Below are 26,945 nucleotides of genomic sequence, written 5' to 3'. Positions count from 1 at the left end.
GGGCGGAGCGTGGAGCGGCGGTGCGCCATCTTCGCGCACCGGCCCGCCCCTGATCAACGGCCTTTCACGGGCCGGACGGTTCAGGAGACGAGCAGACCGTTCGCCGCGGCGATCTCCTCGATGTCGGCCGGGGTCCCGGACATGACGGCGCGGACGTGCTCGGTGACGAGTTCGACCGGCCAGTCCCACCAGGCCGCGCGGAGCAGCCGTTCGATGTCGGCCTCGTCGAAGCGGCGCCGGATGGGGCGGGCGGGATTGCCGCCGACGACGATGTAGGGCTCGACATCGGCGGTGACGACCGCGCCGGCCGCGATGATCGCCCCGTCGCCGATCCGGACGCCCGGCAGCACGGTGGCCCCGAAGCCGAACCAGACGTCGTTGCCGACCACGGTGTCGCCCCGGCTGGGCAGGCCGGTGACGATGTCGAGGGTCCGTTCGGTCCAGTCGCCGCCGAACATGGTGAACGGGAAGGTGGAGACGCCGATGGTGGGGTGGGCGGCGCCGGCCATCAGGAAGCGGGTGCCGGTGGCGATGGCGCAGTAGCGGCCGATCACCAGCCGCTCGGGCCCGTAGGCGTAGAGGACGTTGCGCTCCTCGAAGCGGGTGGCCCCTTCGGGGTCGTCGAAGTAGGTGTACTCGCCGACGTCGATCCGCGGGTCGGTGACGAGCGGGCGCAGCAGGACCACCCGGTCATGGCCGGCGAGCGGGTGCAGTGCGGTCGGGTCGGGGATGGCGGTGGCGGTCATCGGGGAGGGCTCCTCTCGTAATGCGACCGGTGTCGCATTACGATGAGCATGGCATCGAGACCATCCGCACGGCAAGCTTTAACGCGACTGGAGTCGACTTTGAACGAGAGCGCCACGAACACCACGAACACCGCGGACACCGCGAACACCCCCGACGCCACCCCGACCCCCCGCCCCGCCGCCAGCCCCGCCGCGGGAGCCGAGCCACCCCGAGCTCCGACTCCGCGCCCCGGCGGTCGCAGCGCCCGGGTCCGGGCGGAGGTGGTCGCCGCCACGCTCGCCGAGGTCACCGAGAAGGGGTACGACGGCCTCACCGTGGAGGCGGTCGCGGCCCGGTCCGGCGTCCACAAGGCGACGCTCTACCGTCGCTGGGGCGGGGTGGACGGCCTGGTCGCCGAGGCCCTGACCGTCTCGGCCGACCAGCCGTGGCCGGTACCCGACACCGGCGACCTCCGGGAGGACCTCCGCCTCATCACCCGGGAGGTGTTCGCCGTCTTCACCGACCCGGAGCAGGGCCCCACTCCCACGGCGCTGATCACCGCCGCCCAGCGCTCCGACACCGGCGCGGCCGCCCTGCGCTCCTTCTTCACCGCCCGGCACCGACAGGCCGCGCAGGTGGCCGACCGGGCCGTCGCCCGCGGGGAACTGCCCACCGGCACGGACGGCGCCGAAGTCGTCCGGGCCGCCACCGCCCCGCTCTACTACCGGCTGTTCGTCACCGGCGAGCCGCTGGACGCCCGGTCCGCCGAACGGGCCGCGGACGCCGCCGCACTGGCCGCCGGCGCCGGCCTCTTCATCCACACCCCGGAGGCGAACCCCGCGACGGGTGCGACTTCCTGACCCTCCGACACCGAACGGGAACCCACACCACTCCGCCCCCTACCGGATCGCCGCCCCGGCGTGGATGATGTCGCCATGCCAAACCTGCCGTCCACCACCCCTCGGAAGGCCAGTCACGTGAAGCGCGCACCCTGGGCCCTGCTCGCCGTCGCCACCGTCCTGCCGCTCGTGGCGAGCACCGGCACCGCCGTCGCGGACACCCCGCCCACCACACCCGCGCCCACCTGCGCCTACACGCCCGCAGTGCCGGCCGACAACTTCAAGGGCATCCCGGTCTTCGACGCCAAGAAGGCCGCCCAGCCCTACCGCGCGACCCTGCGCACGAGCCAGGGCTCGATCACCTTCCAGGCGCTCACCGACAAGGCGCCCTGCACCACCTTCTCGTTCCGGTTCCTCGCCGAGCACGACTACTTCGACCGCAGCCACTGCCACCGTCTCACCACCCAGCGGATCTACGTCCTGCAGTGCGGCGACCCGACCGGAACGGGCAGCGGCGGCCCCGGCTACTCCTTCCCGGACGAGAACCTGACCGGCGCCACCTACCCGGCGGGCACGGTGGCGATGGCCAACGCGGGCCCCAACACCAACGGCAGCCAGTTCTTCTTCGTCTGGAAGGACACCAAGCTCTCCCCCGCCTACACCCCGTTCGGCCGGGTCACGGCGGGCCTGGACGTGCTGCAGAAGATCGCCGCTGGCGGCGAGGACGACCAGAACAACCCCGGCGACGGCTTCCCGACCCTCCCGGTGAACATCCGCAACGTGAAGATCAGCACCCGCTGACCCGGGGCCGGCACCCCGTGGGCCCGGGCCCACGACCGCTCGGGGGGTGACCGCTCGCCCCAGGACCACCCGGCTCAGGACCACCCGGCCCAGGACCGCTCGCCTCAGAACCGCCCGGCTCGCAGCCCCCGGCCCGCGACCACTGGGTCACGACCATCGGGTCACGACCGCCCGGCCCGCGAGAGCCGGGCGCTGTCCGCCGCCGCTCCCGTACGGTGGCAGCACCACCGACACCGCACGGGAGCAGCGCGCATGGACAGCCGGATCTGGGAGAGCGTCGACCACGTCGTCGCGTGGCTCGACGCGGAGGGCACGCAGTCGCCCCGGGAGGAGCTCCTGCTGCGGATCCTCAAGCTCTCCGAGGAGGTCGGCGAGGTCGGTGCGGCGGTGATCGGCGCCACCGGCCAGAACCCGCGCAAGGGCGTGACCCACAGCTGGGAGGACGTCCAGCACGAGCTCTGCGACGTCGTCTTCTCGGCCCTCGTCGCGCTCCGGACGCTGACCCCGGACGCGGCCCGGGTGTTCGCCGAGCGCCTCGCCTACGTCGAACAGCGCTCCGCCGCCTCCCGCCGCCCGGCGGACCGGGAGCAGGGGGCGGCGGAGGATGCGACGCACTGAAGGCCGCACCGAGGAGGGCCGCCGGAGGGCGCCCCGGGGGGCGTTCCCCCGAGGACGCCCCCGAGGGTGTTACGCGTTCGGGGCGACCTTCGCGAGGCCGTTGATGATGCGGTCCATCGCGTCGCCGCCCTGCGGGTCGGTGAGGTTGGCGAGCATCTTGAGGGTGAAGCGCATCAGCATCGGGTGGGTGAGGCCGCGCTGGGTGGCGAGCTGCATCACCTTGGGGTTGCCGATGAGCTTCACGAAAGCGCGGCCCATCGTGTAGTACCCGCCGTAGACGTCCTTGAGGATGCGCGGGTAGCCCTGGAGGGCGCGCTCGCGGCCGGCCTCGGTGACCCGGGCGTGGGCCTGGGCGATGACCCCGGCGGCGATCTGGCCGGATTCCATCGCGTAGGCGATGCCCTCGCCGTTGAACGGGTTGACCATGCCGCCCGCGTCGCCGACGAGCAGCAGGCCGCGGGTGTAGTGCGGCTGCCGGTTGAAGGCCATCGGCAGCGCGGCGCCGCGGATCGGCTCGGTCATGTTCTCGGGGGTGTAGCCCCACTCCTCCGGCATGCCGGCGCACCAGGCCTTGAGCACCTCGCGCCAGTCGAGCTCACCGAAGGCGGGCGAGGAGTTGAGGATGCCGAGGCCGACGTTGGAGGTGCCGTCGCCCATGCCGAACACCCAGCCGTAGCCGGGCAGCTGCTTGCGCTGGCCGCCGCGGGTGTCCCAGAGCTCCAGCCAGGACTCCAGGTAGTCGTCGTCGTGGCGCGGCGAGGTGAAGTACGTCCGGTAGGCGACGCCCATCGGGCGGTCCTCGCGGCGGTGCAGGCCCATGGCGAGCGAGAGCCGGGTGGAGTTGCCGTCGGCGGCGACGACCAGCGGGGCGCGGAAGGTGACGGGGCGCTTCTCGTCGCCGAGCTTGGCGGTGACGCCGACGATCCGGCCGGTGCGGTCGTCCAGTACGGGCCCGCTGACGTTGCAGCGCTCGTAGAGCCTGGCGCCGGCCTTCTCGGCCTGACGGGCCAGCAGCTCGTCGAAGTCGGCGCGCTTGCGCACCAGGCCGTAGTCGGGGAACGCGGACAGCTCGGGCCAGTCGAGCTCGAGCCGGACGCCGCCGCCGATGATGCGCAGGCCCTTGTTGTGCAGCCAGCCGTTCCCGGTGGAGACGTCGATGCCCATGTCCACCAGCTGCTTGGTGGCGCGCGGGGTCAGGCCGTCGCCACAGACCTTCTCGCGCGGGAAGGCGGTCTTCTCCAGCAGCAGCACGTCCAGCCCGGCCTGGGCGAGGTAGTACGCGGTGGTGGAGCCGGCGGGGCCCGCGCCGACCACGATGACGTCGGCCGTGCTCTCGATCGGGCTGTCCGGCTTCGTCAGGTCGGCTGCGGTCTCGGACACGGTGGACACTCTCCTGGAGCTGCGGCTGGGGGACGGCGGCGTTGTCTTGGGCAGTCTAGTTCCGTTCACGGCGCCGGAAACGACCACGCCCCCGGCTGCGTCCCGCCCCGCACCCCGGACCGCACCGGACCGCACCTCGCCCCGCACCCCCGACCGCGCCCCGCGGTCCGGGGGCGCCGCGGCGGTGCGCGCTACGCCGGCTTGTAGGCCCGGTGCAGCGCGACGATGCCGCCGGTGAGGTTGCGCCAGGCGGCCTTGGACCAACCGCTCTCCTGCAGCTTGGCGGCCAGCGCGGGCTGGTCCGGCCACTCCCGGATGGACTCGGCGAGGTACACGTACGCGTCGGGGTTGCTGCTGACCGCGGTGGCGACCGGCGGGAGGGCGCGCATCAGGTACTCGGTGTAGACCGTCCGGAACGGCGTCCAGGTCGGGGTGGAGAACTCGCAGATCACCAGCTTGCCGCCGGGCTTGGTGACCCGGTGCATCTCGCGCAGCGCGGCGTCGGTGTCGTGGACGTTGCGCAGCGCGAAGGAGATCGTCACCGAGTCGAAGGTGTCGTCCGCGAAGGGCAGCCGGGTGGCGTCGCCGGCGGTGAGCGGCAGCTCGGGGTGGCGGCGCTTGCCCTCGGCGAGCATGCCGACGGAGAAGTCGCACGGGACGACCTGCGCGCCGGCGTCGGCGAAGGGCAGCGAGGAGGTGCCGGTGCCGGCTCCGAGGTCGAGCACGAGGTCCCCGGGTCCGGCGGCCACCGCCTCGGCCACCGCCCGGCGCCAGGCGCGGGCCTGGCCGAGGGAGAGCACGTCGTTGGTGCGGTCGTACTTCGCCGCGACGTCGTCGAACATGGCGGCGACTTCGTGCGGCTGCTTGTCCAGAGAGGCTCGGGTCACGACCCCATTGTTCACCCTGGCGCCGACGCCCCGACCAACGGGGCACGCCGGGCCACCGGATCCGGCCCCCGTCCGGCACCCGGCCGGCCCGCGGCGGGCACGCCGGCCCCGTCAGTGCTGGGCGCGCCGCCCGCCCGGGCGCCGCCGGCGGCGGGAGCGCTTGCCGTGCGTTATGGCGGGCATCCCGTCGGCCAGTGCCCCGGTCGCCAGGGCGACGGTGGTGGCCAGCCGGCCCTGGCCGGCGCGGACCGCGACGGCCCGCCGGTGCCGCCGGATGCGCAGCACGCAGATCGCGAAGAGCCCGACGGCGACCGGAACGCTGAACCGGGCCAGGCCGACGCCGACCGGCTGCGGATAGGTGTCGCCGCAGATCCGCACCGCGCCCGGGTCGTCGGCGGCGTGCTCCAGGCAGATCGTGTCGCCCACCCTGGCGCCGTCGGTCAGCGGCAGCGCGGCCGCGGTGTGCTGCTGGCCGGAGGCCCGGTAGCTGACGGCGCTGTAGGAGCCGCCGCCGGTGGGCAGCTGGGTGACGACGCCCTCGACCCTCACCGGGTGGGCGGCGATCCGGTCGGCCTGCTCGGCCTGGCGCCAGCCGAGCAGGCACATGCCGACGGCGAGCACGGCGCTGAGCACGGCGGCGAGGTACCAACCACGGCCCAACCGCGGGGTTCGCGGTGGGGGGACGGTCGCGGATCGCATGGTTCCTGTCCTGGCTTGCCTTCGGGCCCTGGGACGGGGCCGCGCCGCCCGCGGGCACGGGCGGTGGTGTGGTGAGGGTACGGAGTGAGCTGTTCGGGATCGTAGCCGCTGGCGGGCCCTCAGGTCACGGCGAAGGGGTAATCACTCCACGCTGCGGACACCGCAGTTCGGCAGCACACGAAGGAAGTCCGTTGTGCCGCAGGGAAGTCCGGCTACCGGCGGGTACGGACGCACGGCCCGGGCGCCGCTCAGCGCCGGCGGTACACCAACCGCCCCGCGAGCACGGTCGCCAGGCAGCCGCCCGGCAGCGGCCCGACGCCCACGGCGGCCTCTCCCGCCCCGGCCTCGTCCCCGGCCTCGTCCCCGGTCGCGCCCACCGCACCGCCAAACCGGCCGTCCCCGAGGCCGTCCCCGACGGCTCCCCGACCCGCCGGGAAGACCGCGAAGTCGGCCCGGCCGCCCACCGTCACCCGTCCGTGGACGGCCCGCGAGAGCGGCAGCACCGCCAGGGGGTCCAGCAGCCGACCGCCGGCCGCGCCCGGAGCGGCACCCCGGTCCGCGTCGGCGCCCGTGGCCGGGTCGCCCGGCAGCGCCACCAGCCCCGAGCGCGCCACGGCCGTGCGCACGGGGCTCCGCTCGAACGGCCCGGCGACCGCCGTCACCCCGAAACCGAGCATCCGCTGCAGCCCGCGCCGGGCGCTGGCCCCGCACCGCGCGTCGTCGCCCGAAGCCCCCAAGGCACCCGCACCACCGGCACCACCCAAGGCACCCGCAGCGCCCGCAGCACCCGGACCAGCCGTAGCCCCCGCAGCACCGGCATCCCCAGCGTCCACCAATCCGTCCACGAGCGGCTCGACCCCGATCCCCTCGCGCGGGTCCGGGTGGTAGTCACGCTCCAGCAGCCGGTGCCCGTACGGGTTGCGCAGCCCCGGGGTGAGCACGGCGGCACCCCAGTCCCGCACCCGTGCCCCCGGGTGGGCGGCGGCCAGCCCGGCGTACGCCCCGACGGCCTCGACGCGTTCGCCGCGCACCAGCACCGCCCCGTCCGCGAGGGACGGGGCGGTGGGGTCGGCCGGGTCGGGCAGCACGAGGGCCGCCCGGTGGAGGGTCAGCACGTCGGCGCCCCGCTCCTCAGTTGTCCAGGATCTTCAGCTCGGGGTGCGCCGTGCCGCCCTCGATCGCGGTGGAGGCGATGTGCGAGGCCACCCGCGGGTCGACCGGGTCGTTGGCCGGGTCGTCCAGCACCCGCAGGTGCTCGTAGGTGGTGGCGCGCTGGGCCGGGACGCGGTCGGCGGCCCGGATGAGGTGGATCAGCTCGGTGAGGTTGGAGCGGTGCTTGGCACCGGCCGCCGAGACGACGTTCTCCTCCAGCATGACGGAGCCCAGGTCGTCCGCACCGTAGTGCAGCGACAGCTGGCCGGCCTCCTTGCCGGTGGTGAGCCAGGAGCCCTGGATGTGGGCGACGTTGTCGAGGAACAGGCGGGCGATGGAGATCATCCGCAGGTACTCGAAGACGGTGGCCTGGGTCGAGCCCTTCAGGTGGTTGTTCTGCGGCTGGTAGGTGTACGGGATGAAGGCCCGGAAACCGCCGGTGCGGTCCTGCACGTCGCGGATCATCCGCAGGTGCTCGATCCGCTCGGCGTTGGTCTCGCCGGTGCCCATCAGCATGGTGGAGGTGGACTCCACGCCGAGGCCGTGCGCGGCCTCCATGATCTCCAGCCAGCGCTCGCCGGACTCCTTGAGCGGGGCGATCGCCTTGCGCGGCCGCGCGGGCAGCAGTTCGGCACCGGCGCCGGCGAAGGAGTCCAGGCCGGCCCGGTGGATCCGGGTGATGGCCTCCTCGATCGAGACGCCCGAGATCCGGGACATGTGCTCGACCTCGGAGGCGCCCAGCGAGTGGATCACCAGCTGCGGGAAGTCGGCCTTGATCGCCGAGAACGCGCGCTCGTAGTACTCCACGCCGTAGTCGGGGTGGTGACCGCCCTGGAACATGACCTGGGTGCCGCCGAGTTCGACGGTCTCGGCGCAGCGGCGCAGGATCTCGTCGAGCTCGCGGGACCAGCCCTTGTCGCTCTTCGGCGGCACGTAGAAGGCGCAGAACTTGCACGCCGTCACGCACACGTTGGTGTAGTTGATGTTGCGTTCGATGATGTACGTCGCGATGTGCTCGGTACCGGCGTAGCGGCGGCGGCGCACCGCGTCGGCGGCGGAGCCCAGTGCGTGCAGCGGCGCCGAGCGGTACAGCTCCAGCGCCTCCTCCGGGGTGATCCGGCCGCCGGCGGCGGCCCGGTCGAGCACGGCCTGCAGGTCGGTGCTGGGCGCATCGAGGGTGGTCGCTGCGAGCTCGGTCACCTGGCGGCCTTCTCTCTCTCGGGTACTGCTGTTCTCGGCGCTGCCGGCCCCCGGACGGCGGGCGTCCGGGTACGGCCGAACCAGCCTACGCCAGGCCCTTCGGGCGGCCGCGTCAGCCCGCTGTCCCGTCGACCCTGCGCATCGTGCCGGCCGGGTTACCGGCCGCCGGGTCGGCGGAGGTGAAGCGGATCGTGCCGTCCGCCTGCAGGGTGAGCGTCTCGGCGTAGGAGCCGCTGGTGCAGGCGCCGGGGAGTGAGGAGCGGACCAGCCGCGAGGTGAAGACGAGGGCGCTGCCGGAGGCGGACTTGAGCGTCCAGGCGCCGTCGCAGCTGAGCGGGATCAGGCCGGTGAGGGCGTTGCGGCTGGTGGTGTTCTCCTGGCCGATCGCGGCGGGGCCGATGGTGAGCGTGGTGGTGCCGGCGGGCAGGCCCTTGTCGCTGACCATGTCTCCGCGCCAGGTGCCCAGGAAGGCGGCCGGTACGGCGCTCGGCCCGCCGGTCCCTCCCGACCCGGACGCCGGTGCGGTCGCGGGGGCGGCGGGCGGCCCGGAGCGCCCGGCCGGTGACGCGGCGGCCGACGGATCGGACGGTCCGTCCGCCCCGCCTTCCCCGGACGCCCCGCCTTCCCCGGACGCCCCCGGCGACGCGCCGGACCGGCCCGGGTCGACGGACGGGACGGCCAGTGGTCCCGTGGTCGGTGCGGTCCCGGCCGGATCGGGCCGCTGCGTCCACGCGTACAGCCCGTACCCGGCGCCGGCGAGCAGCGCCGCGGCCAGCACGGCCGCCGCCGCCCGCCCGGCCCGCCGCCGCCCGGGCTGCCCCGGCCGCCCGGGCTGCCCCGGCCGGCCGGGCCGCCCCGGCTCCAGTGGCGTCACCGGTGCGGGCGGGTGCTGGCCGAGGGGCGGGTAGTGGCCGCGGGGCACGTAGGTCGGTGTCGGCACGGGCTCGTCCGGCGGGCCGCCGACGTCCGGATCCCCCTCCAGGTCCAGCAGCTCCACGGCGCTGCGCCCGACCGCCGCCGCCAGCGCGGGCGGCAGCCAGCCGCCGTGGCCCAGCAGGGCGGTGGCGCCGCCGTCCGGGTCGAGCCGTTCGCGCAGCCGGGCCGGGGTGGGCCGGGCGGCCGGGTCCTTGGCCAGGCAGTCGAGGACGAGCGCGCGCAGCGGCCCGGTCAGGCCGGCGACGTCGGGTTCCTCGTGGAGCACCCGGTAGAGCAGCACGGCGGCGCTGACGCCCTCGCCGAAGGGGTGCACCCCGGTGGCGGCGAAGGCGAGGACGGCTCCGAGCGAGAAGACGTCGCCGGCCGGGCCGACGGGCCGGCCGTTCGCCTGCTCGGGGGACATGAAGCCGGGCGAGCCGACCACGTACCCGGACTGGGTGAAGCCGCTGGTGGCGTCGAGCGCGCGGGCGATGCCGAAGTCGATCAGCCGCGGCCCGTCGAGGGTGAGCAGCACGTTGGACGGCTTGACGTCGCGGTGCACCAGCCCGAGCCCGTGCACGTGGGCGAGCGCCTCGGCGAGCCCGACGCCGAGGGCGCGCACGGCCGGTTCGGGCAGCGGTCCGGAGTCCCGGACGGCGGTGGCGAGCGCGGGGCCGGCCACGTAGCCGGTGGCGACCCAGGGGTGTTCGCCCTCGGTGTCGGCGTCGAGCACGGGCGCGGTCCAGGCGCCGCCGACCCGCCGGGCCGCGGCGACCTCCTGCCGGAAGCGGGCGCGGAACTCGGCGTCGTCCGCGAGTTCGCTGCGCACCACCTTGACGGCGACGGTGCGCCCGCCCGCCGTGCGGCCGAGGTAGACGCGGCCCATCCCGCCCGCGCCGAGCCGCCGCAGCAGTCGGTAGGCGCCCACCTGACGCGGGTCGTCCGACCCCAGTGCCCGCATGCCCCGCACGCTCCCCTCGCGCCGTCGACGCGGCCGCCCGGCCGCGTCCGCCGTTCCCGGGGCGCGCTGCGGTCGCCCGCAGGACGCACCCGGGAGCAGACCGTACCGGGCCGGGCGGGGGCCGCGCTCAGCCGACGGGCAGCACCGCCGGTTCGAGCAACCGCACGGCCACGTCCGACGCGACCGCTCAGCCGACGGGCAGCACCGCCCGTTCGAGCAACCGCACGGCCACGTCCGACGCGACCGCTCAGCCGACGGGCACCGCCACCGGTTCGAGCAACCGCACGGCCACGTCCGGCGCGAAGCCGCTGTCGTGGGCGACCCGCCGGGCGAACTCGGCGACCCCGGCGAGCTGGCGCCCGCCGAGGGAGAAGTCGAGGGCCTCGCTGAAGTAGCGCTCCAGCACGTCGGCCCCGAAGGCCTCCCAGCGGGCCGCCTGCTCGGCGACCTTGGCGGCCTCGACGAGCGAGAGGTCGCGGGACTCCAGGAAGGCCCGGTGGACGGCCGCGGTGAGCTCGGGCCGGCGCTCGGCGAACTCCCGGCGCACCGCCCAGACGGCGAACACGAAGGGCAGTCCGGTCCAGTCCTTCCACATCTCGCCGAGGTCGTGGACGGTCAGTCCGAGGTCGGCGGCCTGTCCGAGGTAGGCACGCAGCGCCGGGTCGCCGATCAGGACGGCGGCGTCGGCCTCGGCGAGCATGGCGCTGAGGTCGGGCGGGCAGCTGAAGTACTCCGGGCGGACGCCCTCGCGCTCCTCGAGCAGCAGCCGGGCGAGCCGGACGGAGGTGCGGCTGGTGGAGCCGAGCGCGACCCGCCGGCCGTCGAGCTCGCCCAGCGGGACCTTGCTGACGATGATGCAGGACATCACCGGGCCGTCGCTGCCGACCGCGATGTCGGGCAGGACGAGCAGGTCCTCCGCGTTGCGCAGGTACTCGACGCAGGTGATCGGCCCGATGTCCAGCCGGCCGTCGACCAGCTGGTCGCTCAGCTTCTCCGGGGTGTCCTTGGTGAGGTCGAGGTCGAGCAGATTGCCGGTCCTCGCGAGGCCCCAGTAGAGGGGGACGCAGTTCAGGAACTGAATATGGCCGACGCGCGGCCTGACCGGGGTGATCTCCGGGGTGTTCTCCTGGGGCTCCCGCGTTTGTCCGTCCGGTGCTGCCACTGCGCCGCTCCCTCGTGCTGTTCGTGCGCTTCCCCGCAGCGTATGCCCGGTGTTCGGAATGGCTCGCACCGGCCACCCGACACGCCCGCGCCGACTCCGCCGCGGATGCCCCGCACGCCTGCGCGCGACCCGCCTCCCGACCCTCGCGGGGCGCCCGCGCCGCCTGCCCAACACCCCTGCGCCGCCCGCCCCGCGCCCTCGCGCGGGGCCTTACGACACGCGCCGTCCGGGCCGCAAGTCACCCCTGGTCGTCACAGCGACCGCATGCTAGCGTTGCCCTCAGTTGCAGTTTGATTCCCCTTGCAGTACTTGAAGCCTGCGGAGCATGTAACCGCAGGCTTTTTGTAGTTTTTCAGCAATATCGAAAAACTTCGGACTCGTCCGGAGGCAGGGCGATCAGCGCAGCGGACCGGGTGCCACACGGTGTGGCCCCCGATACGTCCCTCGCAAGGAGAACGGCATGGCCACGGGAACCGTCAAGTGGTTCAACGCTGAGAAGGGCTTCGGCTTCATCGCCCAGGAGGGCGGCGGCCCCGACGTCTTCGTCCACTACTCCGCCATCAACGCGAGCGGCTTCCGCTCGCTGGAGGAGAACCAGGCGGTGAGCTTTGACGTCACCCAGGGCCCGAAGGGCCCGCAGGCGGAGAACGTCACCGCTATCTGACCATCCTCTGATGTTCTGATCGCTCGGGACCCCACCGGGTCCGTCGGCGGCTCCCGACAGCCGTCACCATGAGCACAAGAGCAACACCCAAGGGGGCCCGCCCGACCGGCGGGCCCCCTGCCTCGTGCCCGGGAACCCCGGGGCGGCGTGCAGAAGGGCCCGCCCCCGCACCGTTCGGTGCGGGGGCGGGCCCTTCTGCACTGCGGAGGGTCAGACCGCGGCCGGAGCCGCCTCCTTGCCCGCCTGCGCCGGGATCACGGCCGCCGGGGTGGCGTCGTACAGGTCGCCCGACGGGTCGTTGTACGCGGCGACGTCGAGGATCTTCTCCCGCGCGGCGACCACGACCGGCACCAGCGCCTGGCCGGCGACGTTCGTCGCGGTGCGGACCATGTCGAGGATCGGGTCGATGGCGAGCAGCAGGCCGACGCCCTCCAGGGGCAGACCCAGCGTGGAGAGGGTGAGCGTCAGCATGACGATCGCACCGGTGAGGCCCGCGGTGGCGGCCGAGCCGACGACCGAGACGAAGGCGATCAGCACGTAGTCCTTGATGCCGAGGTCGATGTTGTAGACCTGGGCGACGAAGATCGCGGCGATCGACGGGTAGATCGCGGCGCAGCCGTCCATCTTGGTGGTGGCGCCGAACGGCACGGAGAAGGACGCGTACTCGCTCGGGACACCGAGGCGCTCGGTGACCCGGCGGGTGACCGGCAGGGTGCCGACCGAGGAGCGGGAGACGAAGGCCAGCTGGATGGCGGGCCAGGCGCCCTTGAAGAAGTTCACCGGGTTGAGGCCGGCCGCGAACCGGAGCACCAGCGAGTAGACGACGAACAGCACCAGCGCGCAGCCGACGTAGACGTCCAGGGTCAGCGTGGCGAAGGGCTTGAGCAGGTCCCAGCCGTACTTGGCGACGGACTTGCCGATCAGGCCGAGGGTGCCGAGCGGGGAGAGCCGGATGACCCACCACAGGGCGGTCTGGGTCAGCTCCAGCACGGACTCGCTGAGCTTGAGGACCGGCTCGGCCCGGCTGCCGAGCTTGATGATCGCGGCGCCGACCACGACCGCCATGAAGACGATCTGCAGGACGTTCACCTTGGCGAAGGCGTCGACGATGTTGGTCGGGAAGATCCCGGTCAGGAAGTCGATCCAGGTGCCCTTGGAGTCGAGCGCCTTCAGGCCTTCGGTCTTGAGGTCGGTGCCCCGGCCGGGGTTGGTCAGCAGGCCGAGGCCCAGGCCGATGGCCACCGCGATCAGCGAGGTGATCATGAACCAGAGCAGGGTGCGGGTGGCCAGGCGGGCCGCGTTGGTGACGTTGCGCAGGTTGGCGACGCTCACCACGATCGCGGTGAACACCAGCGGCGGGACGGCCAGCTTGAGCAGCTGGACGAAGATCTTGCCGATCGTCTCCAGGGTGGTGGCCAGCCAGGAGATGTCGGCGGTCCGGGCCAGGTAGCCGAGGCCGGCGCCGAGCACGAGGCCGGCGACGATCTGCACCCAGAACGGGGTCTTTCGGATCTTGGTGAGCACGGACGGCGACGAGGTCGCCTCGGGCGCTGTGGACATGACGGTGCGGCTCCGGGGGAGGGCGTTGCTGACGGCGGGGCGGGGCGGGGAAGGCGGCACGGCGCGGGGCCGGACAGGAAGGTCACGAACCCCCGGTCAGGGGCGTGCCGCCGACGTACAGCTCATGGCGCGACAACGGCGCGGGCTGTCCACAGCACCGGTCAGAGCGCACGGGCGGGCGGCGCCGGGCAGCGAGCCCAGGCCGTGCGTCCGCGGTGCGTCTGAGGTGGTCACGGCCGACACGTTAGCAGCAAAGGTTTGAGATGTTCAAAGTAGTTGTTTGAGGTTGCGGCGAGATCCGGACACGAACGAAGCTGACGCCCCATCAGTCAACGCCGATCGGCTCGATTGACCGCAGGTGGTTATACGTATAACTTTGACCTGTCCCCGCCCCCGCCTGCCCAGACCGGAGAAGAAGACGCCGATGGGCTACCTCGCCCTGCTCCGCGCCCCCCACGTCAGCCGCCTGCTCCTCGGCACGCTGCTCGGCCGCCTGCCCGCCGGCATGACCGCCCTGGTCATCGCCCTCGCCCTGCGCGAGGCCGGCACGCCCTACGGGCGGATCGGGCTGGCCACCGCCGCGTACGCGATCGCCGCCGCGGTCGGCGGGCCGGTGCTCGGACGCGTCGTGGACCGCACCGGGCAGCCGCGCGTCCTGCTCGCCTCCGCGGTCGTCGCCGGCGGCGGCTACGCCCTGCTCGCCCTCGCCCCCGGCTCCGCCCTCGCCGCCCCGCTGGGCGCCGCGATCGCCGGACTCGCCATGCCCCCGCTCGAACCCTGCCTGCGCTCGCTCTGGCCCGAGGTGGTGGAGGAGGAGCAACTCGACACCGCCTACGCCTTCGACTCCGCCTCCCAGCAGATCCTCTACGTGGCCGGCCCGCTGGCCGTCGCCGGCATCGCCGGGCTGTTCAGCCCGGTCGCCGCGCTCTGGGTGGCCGCCGGCCTGGGCCTGGCCGGCGCGCTGATCGTCTCCACCACCGCCCCCGCCCGGGCCTGGCGCGCCCCGGCCCGGGAGCACTCCGCCGGCCTGCTCGGGCCGCTGCGCTCCCCCGGCCTGGTGCTGCTGCTGGTCGGACTGGCCGGCGCCGGCTGGGCGGTCGGCGCGCAGAACGTGCTGTTCATCGCGTACGCGGAGCACCACGCCGGCGAGCTGCCCGGCGGGGCCGGCACCCTGCTGGCACTGGCCGCGCTCGGCGGCCTGCTCGGTGCGCTCGCCTACGGCGCGGTGCGGTGGCGCAGCAGCACCGCCACCCGCACCTGGGTGATGGCGCTCGCCATGGCCGCCTCCTACCTCCCGCTGGTGCTGCTGCCCGGGCCGTACCCGATGGCCGCACTGGCCTTCCTGTCCGGGATCGTGCTGGCCCCGCTGCTGGCGGCGGCGTTCGTGCTGGTCGCCGAGCTGGCGCCGACCGGGACGGTGACCGAGGCGTTCGCCTGGCTGGTGACGCTGTTCGCCACCGGCAACTCGCTCGGCTACGCGGTGGCCGGACACCTCGCCGAGGACTCGCTGCGCCCGGTGGCGCTGTGCGCGGCCGGCGGGATCGCGCTCGGCGGCCTGCTGCTGTTCGGCGCCCGGCGCTGGTTCCACCCGGCACCGGTCGCGCCGCTGGCGCAGCCGGTCCCGGTGGGCTGAGGCGCCCCGTAGACGACCGCGCCCACCGGGGTCTGGCCGGTGGGCGCGGTCCTTTTCCACTTCCCTGCGGTCGTCTCCGGCCGCCGTGCGCTGCGATCGACGGGCGGACTCCACCCCGGGGCCCACGCCGGGACCTTCGGCGGGATTCCACGCCGAGGTCGACGCCGGGATCCACGTGGCGGTCCGCCCGGGACACGCCGGAGCCCACGTCGCAGTCCACGTGGCGGTCCGCCCGGGATCACGCCGGGCCCCGCCCGGGAGTCAGCCGTGGGCAGGCGCCGTGGAGGAGCGCAGCACCAGCGAGGTGGCCAGCGGCGCGACCGGCGCCACCCGCTCCCCGCGCAGCAGGCCGGCCAGCGCCGCCACCCCCACCCGGCCCAGCTCTTCGCCGGGCAGGTCCACGGTGGTCAGCGGCGGGGCGAGCAGCGCCGCCACCGGAACGTTGTCCATGCCCACCACCGACAGGTCCCCGGGCACCCGCAGCCCACGCTCGGCGGCGGCCTGGTAGACCCCGGAGGCGACCACGTCGTCGTCGCAGACCACCGCGCGCGGGTGGTCCGCGCGCTCCAGCAGGCGGTGCGCCACGCTCCGCGCGGCCGGCTGCCCCTCGTTCAGACTGACCCCCAACTCGACCACGTCCAGGTCGAGTTCGCGGACGGCCTGCTCGAAGGCGGCCTGCCGCACCCGGAAGGTGTACGCGGAGTGGGTCGAGCGCAGCCGCCCGATCCGGCGGTGGCCGAGCGCGGCCAGGTGCTCGACGGCGGCGCGCATGCCGCCCGCGACGTCGAGCTCGACGGTCGGCCGGGCGCGGTCGGTGCCCGGGTCGGCGTCCAGGAAGACGGCGGGAGTGTCGGCGGGGAGCTCACCGAGCTGGCTGTCGTCCGGGGAGCAGATCAGCAGGCCGTCGAAGCGGCTGGTGGTGGCGGCCTCCGCGAGGGTGGCGCTCCCCCAGCCGGAGCTGACCACCACCGCCAGGCCGTGCCGGCCGGCCTCCTCGTGGACGCCCTCCAGCACCCGGCCGAAGAACGGGCCGAGGATGTTCGGCACCGCCAGCAGGATCATCCCGCTGCGGCCCAGGCGCAGCTGACGGCCGGCCGCCTGCGGGCGGTAGCCGAGGCTGCGGGCGGCCTCCCGGACCCGCTCCCGGGTGGCGTCGGAGACCCGGCGACCGGCCTCGGCACCGGAGAACACCAGCGAGACGGTGGCCTGCGAGACACCGGCGAGCCTGGCCACGTCGCGGCCGGTGGGCCGCCGGACCGGGGCCGGCCAGGTCCCGGTGGCGCCGCTGCCCGGCGGCTCGGCCGACGACCCGGCGGCCGGAACGGCACGGGAGTCGGCGGACGGCCCGGCGGACGGCACGGCGGACGGCACGGCCGGAACGGCGGAGGTGTCGGTGGACGGCCCGGCAGGGGTGTCGCCGGACGCGGCGGACGACGGCTCGGGCGGAACGGCCCCGGAACCGGAGCCGGAACCCGAACCGGAGGTGGAACCCGAACCGGAGGTGGCGGAGGCGGGCACGAGGGCTGCGGTCGCTGGTCCGGCCTGGGTCAGCTCTGCCCGGCGGCGGCCGCGCGGGCGGCGTCGTCGGCGGCGTCCTCCTCGGCGTTCTGCGCGGCGATCCGCTCGGCGGTGCGGCTGCGCAGGCCCTCGACCTTGCCGCTGATCTGGCTGGACATCTCGTCGCGCTGGCGGCTCAGCAGCACGTAGCTCAGCGGCGCGGAGGCGACCGCGGCCAGCAGGAACAGGAAGACCACGCCGGCCTGGCCGCTGACCGGGATGATCCCGAAGTGTCCGAGCAGCAGCGAGACCAGCAGGCAGCCGAGGAAGATGCTGACCCGCAGGGAGGTGTAGCGGAGCGTGGCGTGCGACTTCTCCTGGCCGGTGCTGCTCACGGGAACACGTCCTTTTCACTGGTCTGGGCGGGGGCCGGTCTCCCAGTGAAGCATGCCTGACGGGCGGCGCGGGGCCGGGGGCGTCCGCGCCCCGCCCGCCGCCGCCCGCCGTCGGCCCGGATCACCGCAGGTCGAGCCAGAGGGTGATGTCGTCGCGGTCGTCCCCGGGGGCGACCCTGATCGCGGCTGGCACCCGGCCGACCTCGCGGTAGCCGCTGCGGGCGTAGAAGCCCTCCAGGCCCTGGCCGCCGCGCGCGGTGAGCCGCAGCGACTGCAGGCCCCACCGGCGGGCCACCCGCTCGGCCTCGGCCAGCAGCTCGGCGCCGTAACCGCGGCCCTGGAAGTCGGGGTGCACCATGACCCGCTTGAGCATCCGCCAGTGCTCCATGAGCTCGAAGCGCATCGACTCGAAGAACAGCACGCCCACCAGTCGGCCGGTACCGCTCTCGTGGGCGACCAGCATCCGGTCCGGGCCGTCCGGCCGCACCCCGGCGAACTGCTGCTCGGCGGTGTCCCAGACCTCCTCCTCGGTGACCGGCGCCACGAAGCCGACCGCTCCGCCGGCATTGGTGACGTCCGTCCACAGCCGGACGACGGCGGTGCGCAGGTCGGGGTCGAGCTTCGGGTCCACGGTGAAGATGAGCGCCATGGTTGCGGAGCCTAGCGGTCCGCTCCGGAGTGGCGGTGGACGGCCTCGGGACAGCGCCGGGGCGGCGGTGGACGGCCTCAGGACAGCGCCGGAGCCGGCCGCGCGGCCGTCCGCCCTCCGCGCAGGGCCAGGCAGAGCCCGACCGCGATCGCGCACAGCGCACCGGCGCCGTACCAGGTCAGGTCGTAGTTCCCGAGCGCGTCGCGGGCCAGGCCCGCCAGGCCCGCCACCACGGCGGCGCCGATCTGGTGGCTGGCCAGCACCCAGCCGAAGACGATCGGGGCGTCCTCGCCGAAGTGCCGGCGGCACAGCGCGACGGTCGGCGGGACGGTGGCGACCCAGTCCAGGCCGTAGAAGACGACGAAGGCGAGGATCGGCGGCTCCAGCGAGCCCGCGAACAGCTGCGGCAGCAGGAGCAGCGAGAGCCCGCGCAGCCCGTAGTAGACGACCAGCAGCAGCCGGGAGTCGACCCGGTCGGTGAGCCAGCCGCTGAACACGGTGCCGGCCACGTCGAAGACGCCGATCAGGGCGAGCAGGCTCGCCGCGGTGGTGACCGGCATGCCGTGGTCGTGGGCGGCCGGGATGAAGTGGGTGCCGACCAGGCCGGCGGTGGTGGCACCGCAGATCGCGAAGGAGCCGGCCAGCAGCCAGAACGCCCGGCTGCGCGCGGCCTCCCGCAGCACCCGCAGCGTGCGGGCGAGGGCGCGGCCGTCGGTCCCGGTCGCGGTCCCCTCCGGGCCGCCGGCGGCCGGGGAGGGGAGTTCCCCGGTCTCGCCGTACGGCAGCAGGCCGAGGTCGGCCGGGCGTTCGCGCATCAGCAGCAGCACCGGGACGGCGACCGCGCTGGCCGCGAGCGAGACCACGATCACCGCCGAGCGCCAGCCGTGCTGCTCGACCAGCCAGGCGCCGACCGGCAGGAAGACCAGGTTGCCGGCCGCCCCGGCGGCGGTCAGCACGCCGGTGACCAGGCCCTGCCGGGCGCGGAACCAGCGGCCGGTGATCGTGGTGGCGAAGGCGCCGGCCATCGAGCCGCTGCCCAGGCCCACCAGGACGCCCCAGCAGAGCACGAGTTGCCAGGGCTCGCGCATCAGCATGGTGAGCCCGGACCCGACCGAGATGGTCAGCAGTGCGCAGACCACCACCAGGCGGACGCCGAAACGGTCCATCAGGGCGGCGGCGAACGGGGCGGTGAGGCCGTAGAGGGTCAGGTTGACGGAGGTGGCGCTGGATATCGTCGCGACCGACCAGCCGAACTCATTGTGCAGGGCGTCCATCATCAGGCTGGGCGTGGACCGGAAGCCGGCCGAGCCGAGCAGGACCAGCAGCGAGACGCCGGCCACCACCCAGGCGTAGTGCACCCGGAAGCGGGTGGGGCGGGCGGGGTCGGACGGGCCCCCGGGGGCGGGGGCGGGCGTGGGGGCGAGGACGTTGCGTTCGGTCACGCGGACGAGTGTCCCGAAGCCGCGGGGCCCCGACGAGTGGCCTGAATGACAGGTTTCGCAAGAATCGGGCCACGGCCCGGCGTACGCTGGCCCGACCACCACGGCACCGGAGGGAACGGCATGGCGCACCTGGTCGCGGTACTCGCCCTGGACGGCGTGATCGCCTTCGAACTCGGCATCCCCGCCCGCATCTTCGGCGGCGCCAGGGACCCGCTCGGGCAGCCGCTCTACCAGGTCGCCACCTGCACCCTGGACGGCGGGCCGATCGCCACCAGTGCGGACTTCCGGATCGCCGTCGACCACGGCCCGGAGCTGCTGGAACGGGCCGACACCGTGGTGGTCCCGGCCTCCGCCGACTCCAGCCCGGCCACCGTCGACGCCGCCTTCACCCCCGCACTCGCCGCCGCGCTGGCCCGGATCCGGCCCGGCACCCGGCTGATGTCGATCTGCACCGGCTCCTTCCTGCTGGCCGCCGCCGGGCTGCTGGACGGCCGGCCGGCCACCACCCACTGGCGCTACACCCGGCGCTTCGCCGAGCTGTTCCCGCAGGTGCTGCTCGACCCCGACGTCCTCTACACGGACGACGGCGACGTCCTCACCTCCGGCGGGGTGGCCGCCGGGGTCGACCTGTGCCTGCACGTGGTCCGCCGCGACCACGGCAGCGCGGTGGCCAACGCGGTGGCCCGCAACTGCCTGGTGCCGCCGTGGCGCGAGGGCGGCCAGAAGCAGTACGTGGAGGCGCCGAGTCCGCTGGAGTCGACCGGCCAGGGCACCGCCGCGGTGCGCGCCTGGGCGCTGGAGCGGCTGGACCAGCCGCTGGCCCTGAGCCGGCTCGCCGACCGGGCCGGCATGAGCGTGCGGACCTTCACCCGGCGCTTCCGCGAGGAGACCGGCTCCAGCCCCGGCCAGTGGCTCACCGTGCAGCGCACCGAGCGGGCCCGGCAGTTGCTGGAGCGCACCGACCTGACCGTCGACCAGATCGCCAGGGAGTCCGGATTCGGCACCGCCGCCTCCCTCCGGCTCCAGTTGCGCGGGCGCCTGGACGTCGCGCCGAGCGCGTACCGGCGGACCTTCCGCGCCGTTCCGGAGTGACGCGCCGCTCCGGAGCGCCGCGCCGTTCCGGGGTGACGCGCGGTACCCCTGCGGTCGGTGGGCCGGGTGTGGTCCGGGTGGCCGGAAAGCGCCGTAGTACCACGGCGGATCGGATGGCGGCCGACCGTGCTCACCCCGAGCGCGGCACGGCAGACCGCCATCCGATCGCGACGCACGGGCCCTGAACCCGCGTCGTGCTCCCCGCACTCGCCAAGGACAGCCCGCGGCCGACGTTCCACGGCCCCCCTGCTGGCGCGGTCCCCCTGGACAACAGCACCGTGGCGGCGTTCGGGCTTCCCTCGACGTCCCCTCGCAACGAAGAGCTGCACCCAAGCGTGATCAGTCGGATACGTCACGTCAATGGGTAGTCCGAAATTCGGAATGGTTGCGTCAACTTTCAGCCGGTGATCTCCGGCGGCGCATCAACGGCGCACACCGGCGCCCCGGTTCACCACCGCCGCCACCGCCACCGCCACCGCCACCGCCACCGCCACCGCCACCGCCACCGCCACCGCCACCGCCACCGCCACCGCCACCGCCCACGGCTACTGCGCCAGCGCCGCCCAGTCCACGCCGGCCATCGGGTCCACCGGCCGGGCGTCCGCGCCGATCTCGCACCACACCCGCTTGCCCGAGCCGTCCGGGTACCAGCCCCAGCGCTCGCAGAGCAGCTCCACCAGCTCCAGGCCGCGCCCGTTGGTGGCGTCCTCGTCCGCGCCCGCGTGCCGCGGCGCCGGGGCGGTCCGACTCGCGTCGGCCACCTCCACCCGGAGCGGACAGAGCGGGGCCTCGGGGGTGCCGGCCGGGCCGTCCTCCACCGGCAGGCAGAGCCGCAGCACGGCCGGACTCCCGGTGTGCACCACGGCGTTGGTCACCAGCTCGGAGACCACCAGCACCACCGTCTCGGCGATCGGCGCGTCCGGGTCGACGCCGTGGTTCAGCAGCCGCGAGCGCACCCACCGGCGCGCCCGGCCGACCTCTGCGGGGTCCGCCTGCACGGCCAGCTGTACCTGAAGAACCTGCACCGCTCCACCACCTGCACTCGCAGTTCGGCCATCGTCCCGATCTGGCCGGATCATCCAGCCGGCGGGCCTCGCACGTCGCCCGGAGCCGGCCGGGCCCACCCGGGCTCCCGCCCGGCGCTCACCCGATCCGTCCGCCCGCGCCACCTCGTCCGTCGCGCACTGGCCGCGACTCGAATACGCCTCAGGATGGGTGGGCGGACGGGCCGCAGCAAGCGCTTCGGGCATATTCCAGCGATCGGGGGACAGCGCGGTGCATACTGTCCCGTTCACTCTCGCGAGCCTCGTACCGGCACTCGGCCGACCCGGGCCGACCCGCCGGTCCCGCAGTGGCGAACCTACCGCCGCACGCCCCGCGCGCCCGGCCCGCCACTCGCGAACCACCCGTGCGACATATGTCCACCGGTGCTCGAACAGCGGCTCCGGCGGAACGTCCGACGGACCGTCCCACCAGCCGACCGTCCCACCATGTGACGATCCGCGAGCCCCGGTTCCGTTCTTCGGGGAATCCTCCCACCGCCGAGCGGCCGCAAGATACCGTTGGGTAAGCCAGCGGACCCGGCAGGAGGGTGGTTCCCGATGGCCGCCCCCGACCGCGCACCGCGCTGGGACGAACAGCTCCAGCACCGCCTCGCCCGCGGCGAGGAGACCGCGCTCGGCGAACTCTACGACCAGCTCGCGCCGATGGTGCACGGCCTGGCCGGGCGGATACTCGCCGACGAGACCGCCGCCGCCCAGCTCACCCGGGAGATATTCGCCCACGTCTGGGAGCACCCGGAGGACTTCGACCCGGCCCGGGGCTCACTGCGCTCCTGGCTCGGCACGCTCACCCACCGCCGGGCGGTCGACCGGCTGCGGCTGCGCCGGGCCGCCGAGTACGGCCACACCGGCGAACCCGACCGCGGCGCGGCCGAGGCCGAGATCCGCGCCGTGTCCACCGCCGCGCGGGTGCGCTACGTGGTGGACGCCCTGCCCCAACCCCTGCGTGAGACCATCACGGTGACGTACTACGACGGCCGCACCTACCAGGAGACGGCCCGCCTGCTCGGCATCACCGAGCAGGCCGCCAAGCAGCGGATGCGGCTCGGACTGTCGCTGCTGGCCACCGAACTGGCCGACGAACGCGCCCGCCAGGACGAGGACCACGGCCACCGGGACGGGCGGCCCGCCGGGCCGGACGAGGCGGACGAGGCGGACGGCCACCGGGACGGCCCCGGCGACGAGCACGGGAACGGGGGCGCATGAGCACCGGGGACCGGCACGACGACCTGCGCTCGCTGCTCGGGGCCTGGGCCCTCGGTGCCTGCCAGGGCCACGAGTCCGCCGAGCTGGAGCAGCACCTGCCCGGCTGCGCGGACTGCGCCGACGAGGCCGCCCGGCTGAGCGAGGCGGCCGGCTGGCTCGCCCTCGACGAGCCGCTGGACCAGCCCGGACCGCTGCGCCAGCAGGTGCTCGACTGGTGCCTGGCCCGCCGACCGGCCGAACTGCCCGTTCCCGTCTGGGGCATGCCCTACGGCGCGGAGACCGCCAAGCTCGACGCGCTGCTGCGCGACCTCGGCCCGGAGGAGTGGCAGGAGGTGGCCGAACTGCCCTGGCACGGCGGCGTCGAGCGGCTGCGCCCGGCCGAGGTCCTCGGCCACCTCGCCGCCGTGGACGGCTGGCTGGCGCTGGCCCTCGGCCTGCCCGACCCGGTGCCCGCCGCCCCGGGCACCGCGACGCCCCCGGCCGAACGGCGGGTGCCGCCGCAGGAGGCGGTCGCACCGCCGCCCAGGGTCCCGCCGCAGGGCGGCCGGTTCGCCGGGGTGACCGGGCGCACCGCCCGGCTGATCGCCGAGCAGGCCGACCTCCCGCCGCAGTCGGTGCGCGCCCGGTGGCGGCGGCAGACCCACGAGCTGGTGCGCACCGCCGCGCTCGCCCCGCAGGGCAACACCCCCGTCGACTACGGCTTCGCCGTCCTCCCGCTGCGCGACGCCTTCCTCGACCGTGCCTTCGAGTGCTACGTGCACGGCGAGGACGTGGCCCGCGCGGTCGCCTACCCGTACGAGCCGCCCGCACCCCAGCACCTGCGGCAGCTGGTGGACCTGGCGGTGCGGATGCTCCCGCAGGCCCTGGCCGGTCTGCGCGCCGCCCGACCCGCCGCGGCGACCGCCGGGGCACCGGCCGGCACGAGCGGCCCGGAGCGGGGCGGCCGCCGGCTGCGCCTGGTGGTCGACGGCCCGGCGGCCGGCGAGTGGCTGATACCCCTGGACGGTCCGGAGGCGGGGCCGCCCGGCGGCGAGCCGGTGGCCTCGATGGTGCTGGACGGCCTGGAGCTCTGCCAGCTCGCCGCCGCGCACCGCGACCCGGACCGGCTTCCGGTCGGCGAGCACGGCGACCGGGCCGCGATCCGCGAGGTGCTGCACGCCCTCCCGCTGCTCTCCCGGCCGTAGCGCCGGGCCGCGGCCGGCGCGAGCGGCCGCGGCGGCAGGCCCGTGGGCCGGCCGCCGGCCAGGCCCCTGGGCCCCTGGCCCCTCGCCCCAGTGCCTAGGCGAAGACCACCGTGCGGGTGCCGTTGAGCAGCACCCGGTGCTCGCTGTGCCACTTCACCGCGCGGGCCAGCGCCTGGCACTCGACGTCCCGGCCGAGCGCGACCAGCTGGTCCGGGGTGGTGTCGTGGGTCACCCGGGCCACCTCCTGCTCGATGATCGGGCCCTCGTCGAGGTCGGCGGTGACGTAGTGGGCGGTGGCGCCGATCAGCTTCACGCCGCGGGCGTGCGCCTGGTGGTAGGGCTTGGCGCCCTTGAAGCTCGGCAGGAAGGAGTGGTGGATGTTGATCACCCGGCCGGACAGCGCGGTGCACAGCTGGTCCGAGAGCACCTGCATGTAGCGGGCGAGCACGACCAGCTCGACGTCCTCCTTGGCGACCAGGTCCAGCAGCTGCTGCTCGGCCTCGGCCTTGGTGTCCCGGGTGACCGGGATGTGGTGGAACGGGACGCCGTAGCTCTCGGTCAGGTCGCGCAGGTCGGTGTGGTTGGAGACGACCGCCGCGATCTCCACCGGCAGGGCGCCGATCCGGGTGCGGTACAGCAGGTCGTTCAGGCAGTGGCCGAACTTGCTGACCATGAGGACGATCCGCATCCGCTGCTCGGTCGGGTGGATCTGCCAGTCCATCCCGAACGAGGCGCCGATCGCGGCGAAGCTGGCCCGCAGCTTGTCCGCGGTGACCGGCTCGACGGCGGAGAAGTGCACCCGCATGAAGAACAGCCCGCTGTCGCCGTCCCCGAACTGCTGGCTGTCGATGATGTTGCAGCCGGTCATGAAGAGGTAGCTGGAGACGGCGTGGACGATGCCCTGCTTGTCGGGGCAGGACAGCGTGAGGACGTACTGGGCGCTGGCCGGCTGCTGGTCCACTGGGGGTATCCCGTCCTGAGGTCGTGGCGTGCGTGGGTGGTCCAGCGTGTCACATCCTGGACACTCGCCGCCCCGCTGCCCGTACTGCGGGACGGCCCTGCTCAGGAGCCCGGTCGCGGCGCCGCGACGGCGCGGCCCGCCCACGGCGCCGCCACGGCCCGGCCCCGCCCCACCCCGGGCTGCGGCCCGGGGCTCAGACCTGGGTGAGGATGCGCAGCACGTCCAGCGACTTGGGCGCCGCGTCCGGGTCGTCCCCGTCGTTGGACGCCAGCACGACGTGCGCCTCGCGGGCCGCCCGGACCGCCTCCGGCCAGCCGGGGTGCCCGAGGTAGGCGGAGGCCGGGGCGTCCGCGCCGACCTCGTGCAGCAGGTGGACCACCCTCAGCACCGCGACGTCGACCAGGGCCGCCTCGGTGGCGTCACGGAAGATCGTCCCCACGTACTTCCCGGCCGACCAGCGGTCCAACCAGGTGTCCTCGACCAGCCGGTAGACGGCGTCGGTCACGTCCCCGTAGCCGGCCCGGCCGGTCAGCCAGGTCTCGTGCTGGAACCCGGGGTCGGACAGCATGTGCAGCGCCGAGCGGAGTCGGGCTCGCCAGCGCCACCAGGGCAGGTCGTTGAGCGGCATGCCGCCCATGGTGCTGGAGCGGTGGCCCGGACGAGAAGGGTTTCGGGCGGACCGGTGCGAAGAATCTGTGCTGGAGGACATGGAGAACGATCGTACGTTCCCGGTCCGTTCGTGCTCCACTCGCGATCTACACGCGTACCCGTCCGGATTTCAGCCCCCGTTTGCCGACTGTTCGCACTTCGGCCCTCTCGACGTGTGGCACCGGCGTTTGGCTGGATCCGGTGCGCCGGATGGCGCCCAGAGAGGGAAGACCGATGACCAGCCGAAGGGACGCGTTCCAGGCCCGGCACCACGCCTCGAGACGACGCCGCCCGATCGCCGCGGCAGCCGCCGCGGCCGCCCTGATCCCCACCCTCTTCTCGGCCTCCGCGTGCGGCGGACCGGCCGACGCCTCCACCAACGGCGGCGACCTCACCGTGATGACCTGGGCCCCGTCCGGCACCGGGTCCGCCGACCGCCCGGGCATGACCGCGCTCGCCGAGGCGGTCGGCCAGGACGTCAACCTCAAGGGCGGGTTAAACGGCCGCCGCCTGAAGGTGATCACCTGCAACGAGCACAACACCGCGGACGGTGCCCGGGCCTGCGCCCAGCAGGCGGTGGACGCCAAGGCCGTCGCCGTGCTCGGCTCCTACAGCCAGTGGGGCGACGCCTTCATGCCGACGCTGGAGCGCGCCGGCATCCCGCTGATCGGCGGCTACGGCCTCTCCCAGCCGGAGTTCAGCAGCCCGCTGTCGTACCCGGTGGACGGCGGCATGCCCGCCCTGATCGGCGGCAGCGGCCGCCAGCTGGTCGAGGCCGGCTGCAAGGCCGTCTCGCTGGTGCGCCCCGACACCCCGGCCGGCGACAACCTGCTCGGCTACCTGGCCAACGCGCTCAAGCCGGCCGGGATCAAGCTGCTCGACGTCAAGGCGCCCGAGCAGTCCACCGACTACACCGCGGTGGCCCGCAAGGCGATCGGCCGCGACGAGTCCGGGAACTGCATCACCAGTGCCCTCGCCGCCGAGCCCACCGGCAACCTGCTGGACTCCTACCGCCGGCTGAACCCGAAGAACACCAGGATCGCCTCGGTGATCGGCAGCGTGCAGCAGTCGGTGGTCGACTCCACCGGCGGCGACTCCGGCCCGCTGGCCGGCGCGTACGTCACCAGCTGGTACCCGCCGGAGTCGGCCAAGACCTGGGACGGGCTGCGCGCGGTGGTGCGCGCCGACACCACCGGCGGCCGCACCATCGACGTCTCCGACCCCGGGGTGGAGACCACCTGGGTCGCGTACGAGGTGTTCCGCATGGTCGTCGAGAAGCTCACGGCCGCCGGCAAGCAGGTCACCGAGAAGACCATCACCGCGCTGCTGGACAGCGGCGAGGGGATCGACGTCGGTCTGACCCCGCCGCTGAACTGGGGCACCACCAACATGCTGCCCAGCACCGAGTCCCCGCGGCTGGTGAACACCTGGGTCACCTACCAGGTGGTCAAGGGCGGCCGGATGACCCTGCAGCAGCCGGGCTTCGTGGACGTCCGCTGGGTGCTCACCGGGGGCAGACCCCCGGCCTGACCGGCACACGGGGGCGGGCTCCGGCCCGCCCCTGCGCCGTCCGACCCTGCGCCGTCCGACCCCGCGCAGTCCCGCCCGGCCCG

The 26,945-nt window shown here is 74.4% G+C and carries 25 protein-coding genes; 9 read left to right on the top strand and 16 right to left on the bottom strand.

Annotation, left to right across the window (positions count from 1 at the left end; translation table 11 throughout):
* Nucleotides 1–80 precede the first annotated feature (80 nt).
* Nucleotides 81–746 (bottom strand): CatB-related O-acetyltransferase, encoded by a 666-nt coding sequence (locus ACFYUY_RS15355; protein ID WP_387900866.1) that lies wholly within the window; start codon nt 744–746, stop codon nt 81–83.
* Nucleotides 747–845: 99 nt separating this feature from the next.
* Here ACFYUY_RS15355 and ACFYUY_RS15350 point away from each other — a divergent pair, with 99 nt between their 5' ends.
* From ACFYUY_RS15350 to ACFYUY_RS15340, 3 genes are all read left to right on the top strand, one after another.
* Nucleotides 846–1,586, top strand: coding sequence for a TetR/AcrR family transcriptional regulator (locus tag ACFYUY_RS15350; protein ID WP_387900864.1), 741 nt, complete (start codon nt 846–848; stop codon nt 1,584–1,586).
* A 75-nt stretch (nt 1,587–1,661) separates the two neighbouring features.
* Complete coding sequence (locus ACFYUY_RS15345) at nt 1,662–2,366, top strand: peptidylprolyl isomerase (RefSeq protein WP_387900862.1); 705 nt, start codon at nt 1,662–1,664, stop codon at nt 2,364–2,366.
* Between the two features lie 252 nt (nt 2,367–2,618).
* The gene (locus tag ACFYUY_RS15340) at nt 2,619–2,984 is read left to right on the top strand and encodes a MazG-like family protein (protein WP_360218844.1); all 366 of its coding nucleotides are present in this window, start codon (nt 2,619–2,621) and stop codon (nt 2,982–2,984) included.
* A 69-nt stretch (nt 2,985–3,053) separates the two neighbouring features.
* On the opposite strand, the gene ACFYUY_RS15335 is transcribed toward ACFYUY_RS15340, so the two are convergent.
* From ACFYUY_RS15335 to ACFYUY_RS15305, 7 genes are all read right to left on the bottom strand, one after another.
* Nucleotides 3,054–4,343, bottom strand: a complete 1,290-nt coding sequence (locus ACFYUY_RS15335) for a geranylgeranyl reductase family protein (protein WP_360218919.1) — start codon at nt 4,341–4,343, stop codon at nt 3,054–3,056.
* A 212-nt stretch (nt 4,344–4,555) separates the two neighbouring features.
* On the bottom strand, nt 4,556–5,251 hold the full coding sequence (locus ACFYUY_RS15330; protein ID WP_360218841.1) for a demethylmenaquinone methyltransferase: 696 nt from the start codon (nt 5,249–5,251) through the stop codon (nt 4,556–4,558).
* A gap of 111 nt (nt 5,252–5,362) precedes the next feature.
* Nucleotides 5,363–5,884: a hypothetical protein gene (locus ACFYUY_RS15325; protein ID WP_387900859.1), complete on the bottom strand. Its 522-nt coding sequence runs from the start codon at nt 5,882–5,884 to the stop codon at nt 5,363–5,365.
* A gap of 314 nt (nt 5,885–6,198) precedes the next feature.
* Nucleotides 6,199–7,065 carry a hypothetical protein gene (locus tag ACFYUY_RS15320; protein ID WP_387900858.1) on the bottom strand — a complete coding sequence of 289 codons (867 nt, stop codon included), beginning with the start codon at nt 7,063–7,065 and terminating at the stop codon, nt 6,199–6,201.
* A gap of 16 nt (nt 7,066–7,081) precedes the next feature.
* A complete protein-coding gene (gene mqnC / locus ACFYUY_RS15315; RefSeq protein ID WP_360218832.1) occupies nt 7,082–8,302 on the bottom strand; it encodes a cyclic dehypoxanthinyl futalosine synthase in 1,221 nt (406 codons plus the stop codon).
* A 112-nt stretch (nt 8,303–8,414) separates the two neighbouring features.
* On the bottom strand, nt 8,415–10,178 hold the full coding sequence (locus ACFYUY_RS15310) for a protein kinase (RefSeq protein ID WP_387900856.1): 1,764 nt from the start codon (nt 10,176–10,178) through the stop codon (nt 8,415–8,417).
* Between the two features lie 247 nt (nt 10,179–10,425).
* Nucleotides 10,426–11,289 carry a menaquinone biosynthetic enzyme MqnA/MqnD family protein gene (locus ACFYUY_RS15305; protein WP_387901044.1) on the bottom strand — a complete coding sequence of 288 codons (864 nt, stop codon included), beginning with the start codon at nt 11,287–11,289 and terminating at the stop codon, nt 10,426–10,428.
* 511 nt (nt 11,290–11,800) lie between these two features.
* Here ACFYUY_RS15305 and ACFYUY_RS15300 point away from each other — a divergent pair.
* Nucleotides 11,801–12,004, top strand: a complete 204-nt coding sequence (locus ACFYUY_RS15300; RefSeq protein WP_030060085.1) for a cold-shock protein — start codon at nt 11,801–11,803, stop codon at nt 12,002–12,004.
* Nucleotides 12,005–12,214: 210 nt separating this feature from the next.
* Here ACFYUY_RS15300 and ACFYUY_RS15295 read toward each other — a convergent pair whose 3' ends face one another.
* Nucleotides 12,215–13,564 (bottom strand): dicarboxylate/amino acid:cation symporter, encoded by a 1,350-nt coding sequence (locus ACFYUY_RS15295; protein ID WP_387900854.1) that lies wholly within the window; start codon nt 13,562–13,564, stop codon nt 12,215–12,217.
* Between the two features lie 424 nt (nt 13,565–13,988).
* Between ACFYUY_RS15295 and ACFYUY_RS15290 the strand changes: the two genes are divergently transcribed.
* A complete protein-coding gene (locus ACFYUY_RS15290; RefSeq protein ID WP_360212504.1) occupies nt 13,989–15,197 on the top strand; it encodes an MFS transporter in 1,209 nt (402 codons plus the stop codon).
* Nucleotides 15,198–15,458: 261 nt separating this feature from the next.
* On the opposite strand, the gene ACFYUY_RS15285 is transcribed toward ACFYUY_RS15290, so the two are convergent.
* The 4 genes from ACFYUY_RS15285 to ACFYUY_RS15270 all read right to left on the bottom strand — a co-directional run bounded on the left by ACFYUY_RS15285 (nt 15,459) and on the right by ACFYUY_RS15270 (nt 19,180).
* Entirely contained in the window at nt 15,459–16,715 is a 1,257-nt protein-coding gene (locus ACFYUY_RS15285; protein WP_387900852.1) for a substrate-binding domain-containing protein, read from the bottom strand.
* Nucleotides 16,716–16,744: 29 nt separating this feature from the next.
* Complete coding sequence (locus tag ACFYUY_RS15280; RefSeq protein WP_360212508.1) at nt 16,745–17,089, bottom strand: DUF4229 domain-containing protein; 345 nt, start codon at nt 17,087–17,089, stop codon at nt 16,745–16,747.
* 121 nt (nt 17,090–17,210) lie between these two features.
* Nucleotides 17,211–17,738: a GNAT family N-acetyltransferase gene (locus tag ACFYUY_RS15275; protein ID WP_360212510.1), complete on the bottom strand. Its 528-nt coding sequence runs from the start codon at nt 17,736–17,738 to the stop codon at nt 17,211–17,213.
* Nucleotides 17,739–17,815: 77 nt separating this feature from the next.
* A complete protein-coding gene (locus tag ACFYUY_RS15270; protein WP_387900850.1) occupies nt 17,816–19,180 on the bottom strand; it encodes an MFS transporter in 1,365 nt (454 codons plus the stop codon).
* 120 nt (nt 19,181–19,300) lie between these two features.
* Here ACFYUY_RS15270 and ACFYUY_RS15265 point away from each other — a divergent pair, with 120 nt between their 5' ends.
* Nucleotides 19,301–20,272, top strand: a complete 972-nt coding sequence (locus ACFYUY_RS15265; RefSeq protein WP_387900848.1) for a GlxA family transcriptional regulator — start codon at nt 19,301–19,303, stop codon at nt 20,270–20,272.
* A 545-nt stretch (nt 20,273–20,817) separates the two neighbouring features.
* Here the strand turns inward: ACFYUY_RS15265 and ACFYUY_RS15260 are convergent.
* Complete coding sequence (locus ACFYUY_RS15260) at nt 20,818–21,297, bottom strand: ATP-binding protein (protein WP_360212516.1); 480 nt, start codon at nt 21,295–21,297, stop codon at nt 20,818–20,820.
* Between the two features lie 576 nt (nt 21,298–21,873).
* Here ACFYUY_RS15260 and ACFYUY_RS15255 point away from each other — a divergent pair.
* Nucleotides 21,874–22,539: a sigma-70 family RNA polymerase sigma factor gene (locus ACFYUY_RS15255; RefSeq protein WP_387900846.1), complete on the top strand. Its 666-nt coding sequence runs from the start codon at nt 21,874–21,876 to the stop codon at nt 22,537–22,539.
* Entirely contained in the window at nt 22,536–23,723 is a 1,188-nt protein-coding gene (locus ACFYUY_RS15250) for an MDMPI N domain containing protein (protein WP_360212520.1), read from the top strand. Before ACFYUY_RS15255 ends, ACFYUY_RS15250 begins: the two co-directional genes overlap by 4 nt.
* Nucleotides 23,724–23,817: 94 nt before the next feature.
* Here the strand turns inward: ACFYUY_RS15250 and purU are convergent, their stop codons facing one another.
* Together purU and ACFYUY_RS15240 are read right to left on the bottom strand one after the other, a co-directional pair.
* Nucleotides 23,818–24,684: a formyltetrahydrofolate deformylase gene (gene purU / locus ACFYUY_RS15245; RefSeq protein WP_387900844.1), complete on the bottom strand. Its 867-nt coding sequence runs from the start codon at nt 24,682–24,684 to the stop codon at nt 23,818–23,820.
* A 193-nt stretch (nt 24,685–24,877) separates the two neighbouring features.
* A complete protein-coding gene (locus tag ACFYUY_RS15240; protein WP_387900842.1) occupies nt 24,878–25,393 on the bottom strand; it encodes a hypothetical protein in 516 nt (171 codons plus the stop codon).
* Nucleotides 25,394–25,566: 173 nt separating this feature from the next.
* On the opposite strand from ACFYUY_RS15240, the gene ACFYUY_RS15235 reads away from it, so the two are divergent.
* Nucleotides 25,567–26,862, top strand: coding sequence for an ABC transporter substrate-binding protein (locus ACFYUY_RS15235; protein WP_360212524.1), 1,296 nt, complete (start codon nt 25,567–25,569; stop codon nt 26,860–26,862).
* The last annotated feature ends 83 nt before the right edge of the window (nt 26,863–26,945 follow it).

The organism is Kitasatospora sp. NPDC004745 (assembly GCF_042873275.1).
Lineage (GTDB): Bacteria > Actinomycetota > Actinomycetes > Streptomycetales > Streptomycetaceae > Kitasatospora.
This window is presented reverse-complemented; position numbering and strand designations above follow the sequence as displayed.

What these genes read in the sequence shown, in the direction of transcription:
- ACFYUY_RS15355 (WP_387900866.1), bottom strand. Translation starts at nt 746, where the DNA reads ATGACCGCCACCGCCATCCCCGACCCGACCGCACTGCACCCGCTCGCC.
- ACFYUY_RS15345 (WP_387900862.1), top strand. Translation starts at nt 1,662, where the DNA reads ATGCCAAACCTGCCGTCCACCACCCCTCGGAAGGCCAGTCACGTGAAG.
- ACFYUY_RS15340 (WP_360218844.1), top strand. Translation starts at nt 2,619, where the DNA reads ATGGACAGCCGGATCTGGGAGAGCGTCGACCACGTCGTCGCGTGGCTC.
- ACFYUY_RS15310 (WP_387900856.1), bottom strand. Translation starts at nt 10,178, where the DNA reads ATGCGGGCACTGGGGTCGGACGACCCGCGTCAGGTGGGCGCCTACCGA.
- ACFYUY_RS15300 (WP_030060085.1), top strand. Translation starts at nt 11,801, where the DNA reads ATGGCCACGGGAACCGTCAAGTGGTTCAACGCTGAGAAGGGCTTCGGC.
- ACFYUY_RS15295 (WP_387900854.1), bottom strand. Translation starts at nt 13,564, where the DNA reads ATGTCCACAGCGCCCGAGGCGACCTCGTCGCCGTCCGTGCTCACCAAG.
- ACFYUY_RS15290 (WP_360212504.1), top strand. Translation starts at nt 13,989, where the DNA reads ATGGGCTACCTCGCCCTGCTCCGCGCCCCCCACGTCAGCCGCCTGCTC.
- ACFYUY_RS15275 (WP_360212510.1), bottom strand. Translation starts at nt 17,738, where the DNA reads ATGGCGCTCATCTTCACCGTGGACCCGAAGCTCGACCCCGACCTGCGC.
- ACFYUY_RS15265 (WP_387900848.1), top strand. Translation starts at nt 19,301, where the DNA reads ATGGCGCACCTGGTCGCGGTACTCGCCCTGGACGGCGTGATCGCCTTC.
- ACFYUY_RS15255 (WP_387900846.1), top strand. Translation starts at nt 21,874, where the DNA reads ATGGCCGCCCCCGACCGCGCACCGCGCTGGGACGAACAGCTCCAGCAC.
- ACFYUY_RS15250 (WP_360212520.1), top strand. Translation starts at nt 22,536, where the DNA reads ATGAGCACCGGGGACCGGCACGACGACCTGCGCTCGCTGCTCGGGGCC.
- ACFYUY_RS15240 (WP_387900842.1), bottom strand. Translation starts at nt 25,393, where the DNA reads ATGTCCTCCAGCACAGATTCTTCGCACCGGTCCGCCCGAAACCCTTCT.
- ACFYUY_RS15235 (WP_360212524.1), top strand. Translation starts at nt 25,567, where the DNA reads ATGACCAGCCGAAGGGACGCGTTCCAGGCCCGGCACCACGCCTCGAGA.